This window comes from Clostridium ganghwense (genome assembly GCF_026735165.1).
GTDB lineage: Bacteria > Bacillota > Clostridia > Clostridiales > Clostridiaceae > Clostridium_H > Clostridium_H ganghwense.
Window position 1 is genome coordinate 274,282 of the sequence record NZ_JAPQES010000002.1, and the last position, 15,625, is coordinate 289,906.

Annotated in this window: 14 protein-coding genes, 7 tRNA genes and 2 other annotated features; of the genes, 1 reads left to right on the forward strand and 20 read right to left on the reverse strand. The window is 31.1% G+C overall.

The window, feature by feature from the left end; genetic code table 11:
- Positions 1 to 62: 62 nt before the first annotated feature.
- The 8 genes from OXH55_RS07905 to ytxC all read right to left on the reverse strand — a co-directional run bounded on the left by OXH55_RS07905 (position 63) and on the right by ytxC (position 7,629).
- Complete coding sequence (locus OXH55_RS07905) at positions 63 to 845, reverse strand: TrmH family RNA methyltransferase (protein WP_268049288.1); 783 nt, start codon at positions 843 to 845, stop codon at positions 63 to 65.
- Positions 846 to 858: 13 nt separating this feature from the next.
- Positions 859 to 1,521, reverse strand: coding sequence for a potassium channel family protein (locus tag OXH55_RS07910; RefSeq protein ID WP_268049289.1), 663 nt, complete (start codon positions 1,519 to 1,521; stop codon positions 859 to 861).
- A gap of 12 nt (positions 1,522 to 1,533) precedes the next feature.
- Complete coding sequence (locus tag OXH55_RS07915; protein WP_268049290.1) at positions 1,534 to 2,871, reverse strand: TrkH family potassium uptake protein; 1,338 nt, start codon at positions 2,869 to 2,871, stop codon at positions 1,534 to 1,536.
- A 195-nt stretch (positions 2,872 to 3,066) separates the two neighbouring features.
- A complete protein-coding gene (gene rplT, locus OXH55_RS07920; RefSeq protein WP_268049291.1) occupies positions 3,067 to 3,426 on the reverse strand; it encodes a 50S ribosomal protein L20 in 360 nt (119 codons plus the stop codon).
- A 33-nt stretch (positions 3,427 to 3,459) separates the two neighbouring features.
- Positions 3,460 to 3,657 (reverse strand): 50S ribosomal protein L35, encoded by a 198-nt coding sequence (gene rpmI / locus OXH55_RS07925; protein WP_268049292.1) that lies wholly within the window; start codon positions 3,655 to 3,657, stop codon positions 3,460 to 3,462.
- Positions 3,658 to 3,676: 19 nt separating this feature from the next.
- The gene (gene infC, locus OXH55_RS07930; protein ID WP_268049647.1) at positions 3,677 to 4,171 is read right to left on the reverse strand and encodes a translation initiation factor IF-3; all 495 of its coding nucleotides are present in this window, start codon (positions 4,169 to 4,171) and stop codon (positions 3,677 to 3,679) included.
- Positions 4,172 to 4,268: 97 nt separating this feature from the next.
- Positions 4,269 to 4,396, reverse strand: a sequence feature (ribosomal protein L20 leader region).
- Between the two features lie 41 nt (positions 4,397 to 4,437).
- Positions 4,438 to 6,351, reverse strand: coding sequence for a threonine--tRNA ligase (gene thrS, locus OXH55_RS07935; RefSeq protein WP_268049293.1), 1,914 nt, complete (start codon positions 6,349 to 6,351; stop codon positions 4,438 to 4,440).
- 90 nt (positions 6,352 to 6,441) lie between these two features.
- Positions 6,442 to 6,668, reverse strand: a binding site (T-box leader).
- A 61-nt stretch (positions 6,669 to 6,729) separates the two neighbouring features.
- Entirely contained in the window at positions 6,730 to 7,629 is a 900-nt protein-coding gene (ytxC, locus tag OXH55_RS07940; RefSeq protein ID WP_268049294.1) for a putative sporulation protein YtxC, read from the reverse strand.
- A 156-nt stretch (positions 7,630 to 7,785) separates the two neighbouring features.
- Here ytxC and OXH55_RS07945 point away from each other — a divergent pair, with 156 nt between their 5' ends.
- The gene (locus OXH55_RS07945) at positions 7,786 to 8,490 is read left to right on the forward strand and encodes a DUF6873 family GME fold protein (RefSeq protein ID WP_268049295.1); all 705 of its coding nucleotides are present in this window, start codon (positions 7,786 to 7,788) and stop codon (positions 8,488 to 8,490) included.
- Between the two features lie 180 nt (positions 8,491 to 8,670).
- Here OXH55_RS07945 and OXH55_RS07950 read toward each other — a convergent pair.
- From OXH55_RS07950 to OXH55_RS08005, 12 genes are all read right to left on the reverse strand, one after another.
- Positions 8,671 to 8,744, reverse strand: a tRNA-Cys gene (locus tag OXH55_RS07950).
- Positions 8,745 to 8,826: 82 nt separating this feature from the next.
- Positions 8,827 to 8,900: transfer RNA gene (locus OXH55_RS07955), tRNA-Cys, on the reverse strand.
- Positions 8,901 to 8,984: 84 nt separating this feature from the next.
- Positions 8,985 to 9,058 (reverse strand) — tRNA-Cys (locus OXH55_RS07960).
- Positions 9,059 to 9,073: 15 nt separating this feature from the next.
- Positions 9,074 to 9,148: transfer RNA gene (locus OXH55_RS07965), tRNA-Gly, on the reverse strand.
- Positions 9,149 to 9,152: 4 nt separating this feature from the next.
- A tRNA-Phe gene (locus tag OXH55_RS07970) sits at positions 9,153 to 9,228 on the reverse strand.
- Positions 9,229 to 9,237: 9 nt separating this feature from the next.
- A tRNA-Asp gene (locus OXH55_RS07975) sits at positions 9,238 to 9,314 on the reverse strand.
- Positions 9,315 to 9,319: 5 nt separating this feature from the next.
- Positions 9,320 to 9,395, reverse strand: a tRNA-Val gene (locus tag OXH55_RS07980).
- Between the two features lie 390 nt (positions 9,396 to 9,785).
- Positions 9,786 to 10,766: an ABC transporter ATP-binding protein gene (locus OXH55_RS07985; RefSeq protein ID WP_268049296.1), complete on the reverse strand. Its 981-nt coding sequence runs from the start codon at positions 10,764 to 10,766 to the stop codon at positions 9,786 to 9,788.
- On the reverse strand, positions 10,759 to 11,784 hold the full coding sequence (locus tag OXH55_RS07990) for an ABC transporter ATP-binding protein (protein ID WP_268049297.1): 1,026 nt from the start codon (positions 11,782 to 11,784) through the stop codon (positions 10,759 to 10,761). Before OXH55_RS07990 ends, OXH55_RS07985 begins: the two co-directional genes overlap by 8 nt.
- Positions 11,785 to 11,796: 12 nt before the next feature.
- Positions 11,797 to 12,714 carry an ABC transporter permease gene (locus tag OXH55_RS07995; protein ID WP_268049298.1) on the reverse strand — a complete coding sequence of 306 codons (918 nt, stop codon included), beginning with the start codon at positions 12,712 to 12,714 and terminating at the stop codon, positions 11,797 to 11,799.
- Positions 12,715 to 12,728: 14 nt separating this feature from the next.
- Positions 12,729 to 13,679, reverse strand: coding sequence for an ABC transporter permease (locus OXH55_RS08000; RefSeq protein ID WP_268049299.1), 951 nt, complete (start codon positions 13,677 to 13,679; stop codon positions 12,729 to 12,731).
- A gap of 228 nt (positions 13,680 to 13,907) precedes the next feature.
- On the reverse strand, positions 13,908 to 15,554 hold the full coding sequence (locus tag OXH55_RS08005; protein ID WP_336296764.1) for a peptide ABC transporter substrate-binding protein: 1,647 nt from the start codon (positions 15,552 to 15,554) through the stop codon (positions 13,908 to 13,910).
- Positions 15,555 to 15,625: the final 71 nt, after the last annotated feature.

Sequence of the window (15,625 nt, forward strand, 5' to 3'; positions counted from 1 at the left end):
TTAATTTATGTATTACCTTTAAATAAACTTACATAATATTATAACCATATCTAATAAAAATTTCAAACATTTTTTTGTCTTACTGCTTCATACATCATAATGCTAGCTGCTACTGCTGCATTTAACGATTCAGCTCCACCAGGCATTGGTATTTTAACTTTTTCCTCACCTAAAGCATATAATTCAGAACTAATTCCATTACCTTCATTCCCTACTGAAATTATAGCTCTTCCAGTTAAATCTATATCATAAAAATTTTTTTCAGTATCTAGAGAACTCACTATAAGCTTAAATCCTTTTTCTTTTAAGTCTTTAACTATATTAAAATCTTCATCTTCAATTATTGGCATCTTAAATATAGACCCCATAGTTGAACGTAAAGTTTTATCATTAAATACATCTACAGTTCCCTTAGTTACTATAACACCTAATGCACCGCTAGCATGAGCAGTTCTTATTATAGTACCCATATTACCTGGATCTTGAATCTTATCAGCTAAAACATAAAAACCTTTAATATCTTTTGTCTTTACTCTTTTATTGTCAACTACGCCTAAAATACCTTGAGGATTATTTGTATTACATAATTCTTTTAATATACTATCACTAACACAATAAACCTTAGTATCTGTTTGAAGCAATTCTTCAATTTTAAAATTTTTATATCTATCCATTCCACTATCACTAATAAAAATATATGGAACATTAAAAGAAGATTGTAGTGCTTCACCAACAAATCTAAAACCTTCTATAACAAATTGTTCTTTCTCATTTCTATATTTTTTCTTATGCAATTTTTTTATTTCTTTTATTAGAGAATTATCTCTACTCTCAATCTTATTCAAAGAGCATCACCCTTTATTGATTTATTTCATTTTCAAGTTTATTTAATTCTTCAATTCCACCTATAGCCACTATAACATCTCCTGGCTTAATAATATCATCTGCTGAAGGTGAAATATTAACATCATTATCTCTTTTTAATGCCATGACATTTATTCCATATTTTGATCTCATATTTAGTTCTTTTAAAGTTTTTCCATGCCATTCCACAGGACTTGCTATTTCAGCAATACTATAATCTGAAGATAATTCAATATAATCTAAAATATTGGATGAAACTAAATTGTGTGCAACTCTAACTCCCATATCACGCTCTGGGAAAATAACTCTTTCCACCCCAACTTTTTTAAGAACTTTTGCATGTAATTCATTATGTGCTTTAGTTATTATATAATTTACTCCAAGTTCTTTAGCTAAAAGCGCTGTCATAATACTCGCCTGTACATTCGAACCAATAGTTATTACTGCAACATCAAAATTACTTATTCCGAGAGTTCTAAGACTATTTTCATCAGTTGCATCAGCTTGAACTGCATGAGTCACACTATCCGCAATATTTTGAATAATATCCTCATCTGCATCAATTGCTAACACATCATTTCCTAAAGAATAAAGAGTTTTTGCAATTGAACTTCCAAATCTTCCAAGACCTATTACTACAAATTGTCTCTTTTTCACGAAAAATCACCTCTACCCAACTAATATTTTACCTTCAGGATACTTTATTGAATTTCCATTTTTCTTATTTGCTAAAGCTAAAACCAGTGTTAAAGGGCCAACCCTTCCTATATACATTGTTATAGCAATTACAATTTTTCCTATAATACTAAGTTTAGGAGTAAGTCCTAAAGTAAGTCCTACTGTAGCAAAAGCTGATGTTGCTTCATACAATATATATTCAAGTGAAGCTCCAACCTCTGTAATTGATAGTATCATAGTAGTTGTAATAACAACTCCTATTGCTATAGTTGTTATTACAAAAGCTCTATAGACTAACTCTTTACTTATTGTTCTCTCAAACATTTCTGTATCTTCTCTTCTTCTTATCACAGAAACAACAGTCATCAAAAGTAATCCTACTGTTGCTGTCTTAACTCCTCCTGCAGTAGACCCTGGTGAACCACCAATAAACATAAGAATTATAGTTAAAGCTTTTCCTCCTGCAGTCATATCTGCTGTAGAAATAGAGTTAAACCCTGCTGTTCTAGGGGTAATTGCTGCAAATAATGATGACAATATTTTACCTTTCACAGGCATATTTTGAATAGTAGCTGGATTATTCATTTCAAATAAAAACATTAAAATCCATCCACCAAAAATTAATAATATAGTCATTGATATAACAAGCTTTGCATGAACAGAAAGTTTTTTTATACCTTTATAATTGTAAATTTCTGCCCATACTGAAAAGCCCAGTCCTCCTATGATTACTAATCCAGATATAGCAAGAATTACAACCAAATTATTAGCATAAGGTACTAAACTATTCCCTGTAAGATCAAACCCAGCATTACAAAAAGCAGAAATTGAATGAAATATACTATAATAAATTCCTTTTAAAGGTCCATACTGAGGTATAAATTTTGTAGACAAAAACAATGCTCCTATACCCTCAACAGAAAAAGTAAATATTAATATGTATTTTGCTAATTTTACAAGGCCTTGAAGTGAAAAAGAATTCATAGCCTCCTGCATTATCAATCTTTCTTTAAGTGTTATTCGCTTACCCCACAGCAATGAAAACAATGTAGCAAAAGACATAAATCCAAGTCCACCAATTTGAATCAAAATTATTATAATTGTTTTACCAAAATAGCTCCAATGTTCTGCTGTATTTACAGTTGTTAGTCCTGTAACACATACTGCTGAAGTAGATGTGAAAATACAATCTATAAAAGGTGTTATACTATCATTTTTAGATGCTATAGGCAGTCTTAATAGAAAAGCCCCTATAACAATAACTATTACAAAACCTAAAGCTAATATTTGAACAGGAGATAATTTTCTTTTATTTTTTGACAACTTCAACACCTCTGAATTCTGAAATTTAATAAACTTATTATAACACTTAAAATAAGTTTGTCAAAAGAAAAAGGCATATAGTGCGTATAATGCTAAATGGAATGCATTACTACACTATATGCTCTTTTTTACATACTCATAGATGGAATTTATAAACTCCTATACTATAAATAAAATGCAGCTATTAAGCCGCATTTTATATTAAGCATTTAATTGTTTTTTAGCTACTTCTACTAAATCTGCAAATGCTTTTGGATCGTTTATAGCTATTTCTGAAAGCATTTTTCTGTTCATGCTTATACCAGCAAGTTTCATTCCATTCATGAACTTTGAATAAGAAAGTCCACTTATTCTTGCTGCTGCATTTATTCTAGCAATCCAAAGTCTTCTGAAATCTCTTTTCTTTAATTTTCTACCAACATATGCAAAACTCATTGCTCTCATTACTGTTTCATTAGCAGCTCTGAAAGTCTTGCTTCTTCTTCCATAATAACCTTTTGCAAGTTTTAATATTTTTTTATGTTTTTTACGAGCGTGTACAGCTCTTTTTACTCTTGCCATTTAGAAAAACCTCCTCTTGTGACCGATATTATATTATAAGTATGGTAATAATTTCTTCATTGCTTTTTCTTGAGTGTCAGACACAAGTCCACTTTTTCTAAGATTTCTCTTTGTCTTTGAACTCTTCTTAGTTAATATGTGGCTCTTGTAAGCTTTAGATCTCTTAAGCTTTCCACTTCCTGTCTTCTTAAATCTTTTTGCTGCACCTCTATGTGTTTTCATTTTTGGCATTACAAATTCCTCCTTTCAATTATGCTCTTTTCGGAGCTAATATCATGATCATGTTTCTTCCTTCAAGCTTTGCCGGCTTTTCAATAACACATACATCTTCTATTTTTGATACAAAGGCACTCAAAATTTTATGTCCTTTGTAAGCATAATCTGCTTCTCTTCCTCTAAATCTTACTGTAACTTTAACTTTGTTTTCAGCTAGTAAAAACTTTCTTGCCTTATTAGCTTTTATTCCTATATCATGTTCTTCAATAGTTGGGCTGAATCTGATTTCTTTGATGTTAACAATTTTTTGATTTTTCTTTGCTTCTTTAACTTTTTTAGTTTGTTCATACAAATGCTTACCATAATCCATAATTTTACAAACTGGTGGTTTTGCACCTGGAGATATCATAACTAAATCAAGCTCTTTTTCTTCAGCAATATTAAGTGCTTCCCTAGAACTAATTATTCCTAGTTGTTCTCCATCACTATCTATAACCCTTATTTCTTTTTCCCTAATCTTTTCATTGATAAGACAATCTTTTTTGATAATTTTTCACCTCCGAATTATTATAAATTCTTATTATTATAAATCCTTAAACATAAACATTTATAATTTCAATTATCATATAAATAAAAAAGGAACGGCCTCAAGCCGTCCCTTACATTACAATAACAAACATTACTTTTGCAATAATAATGTATACCTTACTAGCAATGCTGTAAGGTGAGAAACAGCTCGTTTCTTCTTAACAAATAGTATTTTACTATTAATATATTATATTGTCAATATATTTTTTATAAATTATTTACTTTTTCCTGTATTTCTTTATCTAACTTTTCTATAAAGTCATCTAAATTCATAGCTCCAAGGTCTCCATCTTTTCTACATCTTACAGCAACTGTATTTTCATTCATTTCTTTTTCACCTAAAATTAACATATACGGTACCTTTTGAAGTTGAGCTTCTCTAATTTTATATCCTATTTTTTCTGCTCTATCATCCATTTCTACTCTGATTCCTTTTTCAAACAAAATATCTTTCACTTTAGCTGCATATTCCATATACTTATCTGAAATTGGAAGTACCTTAACTTGAGCAGGAGCAAGCCACAATGGGAATCTACCTGCAAAATGTTCTATAAGAATACCTATAAATCTTTCTATACTACCAAAAGCAACTCTGTGAACCATAACTGGTCTGTGCTTTTCTCCATCTTTTCCTATATAAGTTAAGTCAAATCTTTGAGGTAATTGCATATCTAATTGGATAGTACCGCATTGCCAAGTTCTTCCTATGCAATCTTGTAAATGGAAATCTATTTTTGGTCCATAGAAAGCTCCATCGCCTTCATTTATTACATAGTCAAGTCCTATTCCTTCTAAAGCTTCTCTTAAACCATTTTCAGCAATTTCCCATTCTTCATCAGTTCCCATAGAATCTTCTGGTCTTGTTGATAATTCAACATGATATTTAAATCCAAAAGTTTTGTAAACTTCATCTATAAGTTTTGCAACTCCCATTATTTCTTCTTTAATTTGTTCAGGAAGCATAAATATATGTGCATCGTCTTGAGTAAATGCTCTTACTCTCATAAGTCCGTGTAATGCTCCTGATAATTCATGTCTGTGTACTCTTCCTAATTCTGCAACACGCATTGGGAAATCTCTATAAGAATGTATCTTAGTTCTATAAGCAAGCATACCTCCTGGGCAATTCATAGGCTTTATAGCATAATCTTCTTCGTCAATTAAAACAGTATACATATTTTCTTTATAGTGATGCCAGTGTCCTGAAGTTTCCCAAAGTTTTCTATTTAATATAATAGGAGTTTCTATTTCTACATAACCAGCTTTTCTATGAACTTCTCTCCAGTATTCTAAAAGCTTGTTTTTAAGTTCCATTCCTCTAGGTAAGAATAATGGGAATCCTGGTCCTTCTTCTGGAATCACAAACAATTCTAATTCTTTTCCTAATTTTCTATGATCTCTCTTTTTAGCTTCTTCTAACATGTGAAGATATTCATCTAGTTCAGCTTTTTTAGTAAATGCTGTTCCATATATTCTTTGAAGCATTTTATTATTTTCATTTCCTCTCCAATATGCACCTGCGATTGAAAGTAGTTTGATAGCTTTAACTTCTTTTGTTGAAGGTACATGAGGTCCTGCACAAAGATCCACAAAGTCTCCTTGCTTATAGAATGATATTACTGCATCCTCTGGAAGATCTTCAATAAGTTCTACCTTATAATCTTCTTCTTTTTCTTGCATAAGTTTAATTGCTTCTTCTCTTGAAAGCTCAAATCTTTCTAATTCAAGATTTTGTTTAACTATTTTTGCCATTTCTTTTTCTATTTTCCCAAGCATTTCTGGAGTAAATGAGAAATCAGCATCAAAATCATAGTAGAAACCATTATCAACAGCTGGCCCTATTGCAAGTTTCACTTCTGGATATAATCTTTTAACTGCTTGAGCAAGTATATGAGATGCAGTATGTCTTAAAGTCCATCTTCCATCTTCATCTTCAAAAGTTAGTATTTCTAAATTACAATCTTCATTAACCGCAGTCATTAATTCGGCCTTTTCTCCATTTATCTTAGCACCTAATGATTTTTTTCTTAATGAAGGGCTTATGCTAAAAGCTATTTCACTAATCTTTGATCCCTTTTCAACTTCTAAAACTTTTCCATCTTTTAATGTTACTTTAACCATTGGTTTTCCTCCTTTATTTAAAATAAAATTATTGTTATATATTTTTTGAATTTGTAATTCAAATTCCAAAAAAAATAAAAACTCCTCCCAAAATGGGACGAGTATTATCGCGGTTCCACCCAAATTAACAATAAATAGTAACTTAATTTTATTGTTATCTTATTAACTATAACGCCAGCTAGCGGAAAATATCTACTGAATTCAATACTCAACTCAAAGGTGGTTTTCAACAACTCTTGAACAGAGAACTTTTCAGCCACTGGGTTCTCCTCTCTTAGAACAGAATTCTGTTTACTCTTCCTTTTCATAGTGTTTAAACTATTCTTTTTCATAAATTATATTATTTATAACTTTTTATGTCAATACTTTTTTTTATTTTTATACTTTTAAAGTACTTTTTATTTTATCACATTTGCTGCATCCCTCACATAATTCAACTCTATTTTCAAAAACCTTCTTAATAGTATCAATAATCTCTTTGTTAATACAGTTGTCAGAACAATGTATTATAATGTGTTTAGGACAATATGTTATAAGCCCACTTATTATGAGATCATCAATACTTACAGATCCAGTATATTTCACATCTAATAAGTCTGATAATATCTCTTCCATTATGTCTGTGCCATCTTTATCCTGTATAATATATTCTCCATTTTCTTTAATCATTATATTAATTTCATCAATTTTGCTCTCTTGGACTTCAACAAAATATTTTAGTAGTTTTATAAATTCATTATATTCTTTCTCCGCCATATACCGTTCTACAACTTTATTAATTATACTTTCCAAATCTCTTGTTAATTCCTTAATCCTGAAAGTAACAAATCCTTTAATGTTTATTTCATTATTTTCTTTTATACACTCTTGTATTTTATCTAGTATATCATTTTTTTTATTTATACAATAAATCATATCTTCATCCAATACTTTTTCTTCATTCTTTAATATTTTTAAGCTTCTTTCTGTAACTTCTCTCATCTCTTCATATTTAAGAAAAAAATATGTGTCATTCAAAAATTTCTGTATTTCATCATAGCAAAATTCTTTAACAACTATCTTGTATAAAATATTAGACATATATAAATTAAATTTATTTTCTAAATTACTAGTAAAATCTAAGTCACTACAAAATATCTTTACAAAATGATTACCATTACTTATAGATTCAGATATCCCAATAGAAACATCTTTTGCTTCAAAATATTGTTTCATTTCATTTAATTCAGTCATAACATCGTCTTTCTCATTTTCATAAACAATAGTTTGTAATATCAAAGTATTCACTCCTTCCTGAAAATAGTATGTGTCTAAAATAAATGTATATACAAAATCTCTTTAAATTTTACAGGTCATACATTATAGACTAGCAATTTAACAAATGTTATATTTGTAGTATAAAATTTAATAATAAACAAAAATGAGGTGATATATTTGAAAAAGATTATTATAGATCATAGAACTTCCCAAGAAGAAAAATCATCAATTTTAAATTTAGGGTATGACTACCTTATCTGTCCACCGTCATCTAGCTTATACGATGCTATATCCGGTCATCCAGATATACTTTTACACATTATAGATAACAAAAATATAATTGTACATAGAGATATACACCCAAAATTCGTAAAACTCTTAAAAGAATTAGATATTAATGTACTATATTCTTTATCATCATTAAATTCTTCTTATCCACTAGACATTATTTTAAATGCAGTCAATACTCCTAACTTTTTTATGCACTATTTAAAATATACAGATTTAAATCTTATGAAATATGTTAATGGAAGGAAAAAATTGATAAACGTTAATCAAGGATACACAAAATGTTCTACAGCAATCGTAAATTCTAATGCAGTAATGACAAGCGATAAAGGAATAGCTCAAGCTTTATATAAAGAAAATGTAGATGTTCTTCTATTACCTCCAGGTGATATAGAACTTCCTGGTTTGAATTATGGATTTATTGGAGGGTGCTGCGGCTTATTGGAAGATAATATCTTAGCTTTTTTTGGCGAATTAGATCATTATGCCTATGGAAAAGAAATATACTCATTTTTGAGTAAACATAAAGTAGATCCTTATTTTTTAAGAAAGGGAAAATTGATTGATAGAGGCAGCTTGTTAACAATAGAATAAAATCTAAACTTAAATAAAGTAAAGAGCAAAAATATAGGTATTCTCTATATTCTTGCTCTTTTTTATGCTTATTTTTACTTAATTCCTTTAATTTTCTTTGCATTTTTATTTTTAGCTTCTTGTTACTGAATATTCTACACAAAATGAAAAACATCTTAACATTTCTGCTAAGATGTTTGTTGGAGGCGCCACCCGGATTTGAACCGGGGATCAAGGCTTTGCAGGCCCATGCCTTACCGCTTGGCTATAGCGCCTTATTAATTATTGTTTTTTAATCATTATTTATATCTAAAAACAGTTGAAAATTTAATTTTTTAATAATTATTATTTATTTTTTGGAGGCGCCACCCGGATTTGAACCGGGGATCAAGGCTTTGCAGGCCCATGCCTTACCGCTTGGCTATAGCGCCTCATTGATTATTGTTCTTCTAACCATTAATTATATCTAAAACGGTTGCAAATTCAATCTTTTAATAATTATTATTTTATTTTTTTGGAGGCGCCACCCGGATTTGAACCGGGGATCAAGGCTTTGCAGGCCCATGCCTTACCGCTTGGCTATAGCGCCTCATTAATTAAATTTTGGAGCGGAAGACGAGATTCGAACTCGCGACGTTCACCTTGGCAAGGTGACGCTCTACCACTGAGCCACTCCCGCATTTTGGTGGCTTCAACTGGAATCGAACCAGTGACACGAGGATTTTCAGTCCTCTGCTCTACCGACTGAGCTATGAAGCCTTATTTAATTGGCGACCCGGAAGGGACTCGAACCCTCGACCCCCGGCGTGACAGGCCGGTACTCTAACCAACTGAGCCACCGGGCCGCATGTGGTGGGCACAACAGGGCTCGAACCTGTGACCCCCTGCTTGTAAGGCAGATGCTCTCCCAGCTGAGCTATGCGCCCACATACTTTGTCTTTCAGCGACATCTAATATTATATATCTTTAAAATCGCTTTGTCAAGTTTTTTTAACATTCTTTTTTCTTGACTTAATTTGAACTTGGAAGTTGTTTTGTATAACTCCCTGGTGCACAACTATAATATAAAATTTCACTACAAATGTCAATGTATCAGAAGCTCATTATGGAAATTTATCTATATTTTACATAGTTTTTTTCCATCATACTCTATATATCATCCATATCTTATTGTGATTCTTTATATTAATATTCTAATTATTCCATCAATTAAGAAAATCACCAAGCAAGACTGTTGTAGTATGCCATACCTTTCATTTCAGAATGCAAAAAGGATAAGGCCTTGCTATTTAAGGCTTTATCCTTTTAATTTAAGTTTATTTATCATTAAATAAATGACACGCTACAAAGTGTTCTTTCTCAATTTCTTTAAATTTGGGTCTTTGCTCAGAGCATATAGGTTTAGCATATTTACATCTAGCTACAAATCTACATCCTGGTTTTGGGTTTATTGGACTTGGTACTTCCCCTTCTAGCATAATTCTATTTCTGCTATTTTCTACGTCAGGATCTGGAACAGGAATAGCTGAAAGTAGCGCTTTTGTGTATGGATGTAGTGGATTATCATACAATTCTCCACTAGCAGCTAATTCAACCATTGTACCTAAATACATAACACCAACTCTATCTGATATATGCTTAACCATAGACAAATCATGAGCAATAAATAAATACGTCAATCCGAATTTATTTTGAAGTTCAATTAATAAATTTACAACTTGTGCCTGTATAGAAACATCCAAAGCTGAAATTGGCTCGTCGCAGACAATAAATTTAGGTTCAACAGCTAAAGCCCTAGCTATACCAATTCTTTGTCTTTGACCACCTGAAAATTCATGTGGAAATCTTGATGCATGTTCTTTATTAAGTCCTACTAATTCTAGTAAATTATATATTCTCTCAGTTCTTTCTTGTCCAGTATACAATCCATGTATATCTATTCCTTCAGCAATTATATCTCCTACAGTCATTCTAGGATTTAATGAAGCATATGGATCTTGAAATATTATTTGAGCATGCTTTGTAAATTCTTTTTTTTCTTTGCCTTTTAATTTATGGATATCAGTTCCTTCTAATAATACTTCCCCTTCAGTTGCACCATAAAGCCCTAAAACTGTTCTACCACAAGTAGTCTTTCCACAACCCGATTCTCCAACTAAGCCTAGAGTTTCTCCTCTTTTTATGTTGAAGCTTACACCATCTACTGCTTTTAATATTGCATTATTTCCTACTTTAAAATATTTTTTTAAATTTTTAACTTGTATAAATTTATCATCTTTTAAATTATCCTTATTCATTACGTGCACCTCCAATTCCTTTTGGTGTATCAACCTTAGGTGCCATTGGATGTTGCAACCAGCAGCTAACTTGTTGAGTTTCACTAATCTTAGTAACTTCTGGCATTTGTTCTCTACATATCTTCATACAGTACTCACATCTTGAAGCAAATGGACATCCTACAGGTGGTTTAATTAAATCTGGAGGTGTTCCACTCAATGAATATAACGTGTCTTTATTTTTTGTTTCTAATCTAGGAACAGATTGAAGCAATGCCCAAGTATAAGGATGCTTAGGATTATAGAAAATTTCATCTGTAGTTCCTCTTTCTATTATTTGTCCTGCATACATTACTTGTATTTTCTGTGCTACACTAGCAACTACTCCCAAATCATGAGTTATCAATATGATAGCTGTTCCTAATTTTTTCTGTAAATCAATCATTAAATCCATTATTTGCGATTGAATTGTAACATCCAAAGCTGTAGTAGGCTCATCAGCAATTAATATCTTAGGATCACATGCAAGAGCTATAGCTATCATAACTCTTTGTCTCATACCACCTGAAAATTCATGTGGATACTGATTAACTCTTTGTTCTGGATTCGGAATACCAACAAGTTTCAATATCTCCGTAGCTTCCTTAAGAGCCTCTTCTTTATTCATTCCTCTATGAATAATTAAACTCTCTGCTATTTGTTTGCCTACCTTCATTGTAGGATTTAAAGAAGTCATTGGATCCTGGAAGATCATACTAATCTCTCCACCTCTAATACTTCTCATTTCCTTATCTGACATTTTCACAATGTCTTTTCCTTCAAATAACATCTCTGAACCCTCTTTTATCTCTCCAGGGGGCATTTTTATTAATTTCATTATACTCTTAGATGTTACACTCTTTCCACATCCTGATTCTCCAACTATAGCTAAAGTTTCTCCTTTTTCTAAATCAAAGCTTACTCCTCTAACAGCTTGAACTTCACCAGCATATGTGTGGAAAGAAACTCTTAAATTGTTTATTTCAAGTAATTTAGTCATATCTCACTCTCCCTACTGACGAAGTTTTGGATCTAGCGCATCTCTTAGACCGTCACCTAATAAATTGAATGCTAACATTGTTAAACATATTGCTAAAGCTGGGAATATAAGCTCATGAGGATAGAAGTCCATTACAGCTTGACCAAATGAACACATTGCTCCCCAACTAGTTTCTGGAGGTTGAATACCTAATCCTATAAAGCTTAAAAATGCTTCAGCAAATATAAATCCTGGTATATCAAAAGTCATGTAAACTATAATTATACCTATTGTATTTGGTATCAAATGTCTCAAAATTATTCTACTAGAGCTAGCCCCTAAAGCTTGAGCTGCAAGTACATACTCTGACTGCTTAAGTTGCATAACCTGACCTCTTACCATACGGGCCATTCCAGTCCATCCTGTTATACATAATGCAATCAAAAGAGAACCTATTCCAGGTTTTAATACAACTGAAATTACTATTACAACTATCATATATGGAATACTAATTAAAACTTCAACAATTCTCATCATTATAGTGTCTACTTTTCCACCAAAATATCCACTAATACCACCATATATACATCCAACTATAATTTCAATTATAGTACCTACAATCCCTATTGCTATAGATACTCTACCACCAATCCAAAGTCTAGAGAATAAGTCTCTTCCTAAGTTATCTGTTCCAAACCAATATTCTGAGTCAGGTTTAAAATTAACTTTATCCATATTTTGCTCAAAATATGGATGTTTAGTAATATATGGTCCTATTATGCACATAGTAATTATTATCCCTAATAAAACCATCGAAAATATTGCAACCTTATTTTGCTTTAATCTTCTCCAAGCGTCTTGCCAATAGGTAATATTAGGTCTAACTATGGAATCAGAATCTTGATTATCACAGCCTATTATTTCAAACATATCTTTATTTAATTCTGCCATTCTCCTTTATCCTCCTATCTTTTTCCACCAGTTAGCCTTATTCTCGGATCTACTAAAGAGTACATTATATCAACTATTAATAATGAAATAATATACAAGCTAGAATAAAATATTGTAAGTCCCATTATAACATTATAGTCATTTGTCATAATTGCATCTATCATAGAATTTCCAAGACCTGGTATAGAGAAAATTCTTTCAATTACTAGAGAACCTACTAAAATAGCAGCAATTTGAGGTCCTAGTATTGTTATAATAGGTAATATAGCATTTCTTATAACATGCTTCCATGCAACAGCTTTTTTTGACACTCCTTTAGCTTCTGCAGTCATAATATAATCTTGACTAATTACATCTAAAACTGAAGTTCTCATATATCTAGCATACGTTGCAATACTACTAAAGCAAAGTGCTAACGTTGGTAAAATAGTATATTTAAAACCTTCAAAGAACTCACCCTTACTATACCAACCGGCAATAGGAAGTCCCATATTTCCACCTAAGCTTTTTTGAAGTAAAGCAGCAAGCACAAAACTAGGAATAGATACCCCTAATATTGCCAAAAATATTACTAAATAATCCACCTTAGTATTTCTCTTAAATGCAGCAACTATACCAAGAATCACTCCAATTACAACTCCAACAAATACTGCTTGAAGTCCAAGTCTCGCTGAATTCGGAAACTTATCCGTAATATTCTCTCCTACTGAGTAACCTGGTGTTACAAAAGAGTCACCTAAATCACCTTTAACTATATTTTTTAAATAAAGCACATATCTTTCTGGTACAGATTTATCCAAACCATATTTTTCTCTTAAACTTGCTTGAATTTCTAGAGGTAGCTGTTTTGCTTGAGCAGATACTGGATCTCCCGGCATACTATTCATCATGAAAAATGTCACTGTAACAACTACCCATAATGTTAATATCATGTATCCTATTCTTTTAAGAATATATTTTGCCATATTTGTCCTCCTTTCCTGTAAATAACACTACAACAGAGCCTCCCCCTGTTGTATTATTAGTTTATCATATGAATTTATGAAATAAAATTCTTGAGCTCTTTAAACTCAAAATATTATTTTCAAATTTAAATATTATTAATATGTATATTTTTATTAATCATACAAATACTACAACAGGAAAATTCCTGCTGTAGTATTTACTTTTACATGCCATTTAATATTATAAAATTATTTTTCTCCTTCTACAGAAGCCCATTTAAGTTCATATGTTCCGCCAAATGATGGGAATTGTAATCCCTTAACACGTTTTTGTTGAGCATATCTTTTATCTTTGTAATGTGTTGGAGCTATACCAGCATCCTCAATTATAAGTACTTTTTCAGCTTCTTTGAATAATTCTATTCTCTTAGCATTATCAGTTTCTTTACTTAATTTTTGTAATATTGCTTCATATTTTGCACTATTGTATTTTCCATAGTTGTTTCCATTATCTTTTTGGAATAAACCTATGAATGAATCAGGGTCATTAAAGTCTGCACCCCAACCTGACATTGCTATTTCGAAATTACCATTTTGTGTTTTTGTTAAGTAATCTGCAAAACTAGCTGCTGCATCAAGTTTAATATTAACACCAATATTCTTTTTCCATATACTTTGGAAGAATTCAGCTGATTGTCTATCAAAAGCACTACTGCCTTGTGGCAAGTATCTTAAAGTATGTTTTGATGGATCTTGATCAAGACCAAGTTCCTTTAATCCTTCAACAAATAAAGCTTTTGGATCTTCTTTACCCATAATTGCTTTTAATGGTTCTTCAACTTCATTTCTAAATTCTTTATCTCCACATAATAATTTTGTTGGAACTACACCATAAGCTACAAAACCTCTTTTGTAAACTTTATTTACATAATCTTCTCTATTTATAGCTAATGATAATGCTTTTCTAATCTTTGCATTTGTAAGTAATTTATTTTTTCCTGTTTGATTAAATATCATATAGAATGATGTTGGTGCAGCTTCTTCTAAAAGTTGGATTTTCCCTGCTTTAGCATCATCTTTAGCTTTTTGCACATATTCACCTGTTAAAGGAGCACAATCAAGTTCTCCACCAGATAACATTTGGTATTTTGTAGGCATTTCTTTGATAACCATGAAGTTAACTTTGTCTACTTTTACATTTGCTTCATCATAGTATTTATCATTTTTCTTTACAGAAAGTTTTGAGCCTTTTTGCCAATCAGTCATTACATATGGTCCATTAAATACCATTTTTGTTATATCAGTTCCGTATTTTTTACCTTGTGGTTCTACAATATCTTTTCTTAATGGTACAAGTAAAGGGAATGACATCATTTGTAAGAAATATGGTATTGGTTGTTCAAGTTCAACTCTAAATGTCTTTTCATCTACTGCTTTTATTCCTACATCTTCAGCTTTTGCTTCTCCTTTATAATATTTCGAAGCATTTTTAATGCCCATTAAGAAGAATGCATATGTTGATTTAGTATTAGGATCTAAAATTCTCTTCCATGCATACTCATAATCCTGAGCTGTTACTGGCTTATCATCTGACCATTTATGATCTTTTAATGTAAAAGTATAAACCTTTCCATCTTCTGAAATTTCCCATTTCTCTGCCCCTGCTGGTTCTGGCTTATCATTATTTCCTCTTGCCAAACCTTCAAAACAAGCATTCACAGCATTAAAAGAAGCTACATCACTAGCTAATGCTGAATCTAATGTTCTTATTGCTGGTTCCTCTAGGTTTAAAACAACTTCTTTTTTCGCTTCTTCTGTTTTTCCGCATCCTGATAACACTGTAGTCATCACTACAGCAGATGCCAAAAGAGAAGCTAATAGTCTTTTCTTTTTCACTAAAATTCCCCCTTATTATTATTGTTTTATTTATTACAATAATAAGTTAACCTTATTATTGTAATATTATG

What these genes read in the sequence shown, in the direction of transcription:
- rplT (WP_268049291.1), bottom strand. Translation starts at nt 3,426, where the DNA reads ATGGCAAGAGTAAAAAGAGCTGTACACGCTCGTAAAAAACATAAAAAA.
- rpmI (WP_268049292.1), bottom strand. Translation starts at nt 3,657, where the DNA reads ATGCCAAAAATGAAAACACATAGAGGTGCAGCAAAAAGATTTAAGAAG.
- thrS (WP_268049293.1), bottom strand. Translation starts at nt 6,351, where the DNA reads ATGGTTAAAGTAACATTAAAAGATGGAAAAGTTTTAGAAGTTGAAAAG.
- OXH55_RS07985 (WP_268049296.1), bottom strand. Translation starts at nt 10,766, where the DNA reads ATGAATAAGGATAATTTAAAAGATGATAAATTTATACAAGTTAAAAAT.
- OXH55_RS07990 (WP_268049297.1), bottom strand. Translation starts at nt 11,784, where the DNA reads ATGACTAAATTACTTGAAATAAACAATTTAAGAGTTTCTTTCCACACA.
- OXH55_RS07995 (WP_268049298.1), bottom strand. Translation starts at nt 12,714, where the DNA reads ATGGCAGAATTAAATAAAGATATGTTTGAAATAATAGGCTGTGATAAT.
- OXH55_RS08000 (WP_268049299.1), bottom strand. Translation starts at nt 13,679, where the DNA reads ATGGCAAAATATATTCTTAAAAGAATAGGATACATGATATTAACATTA.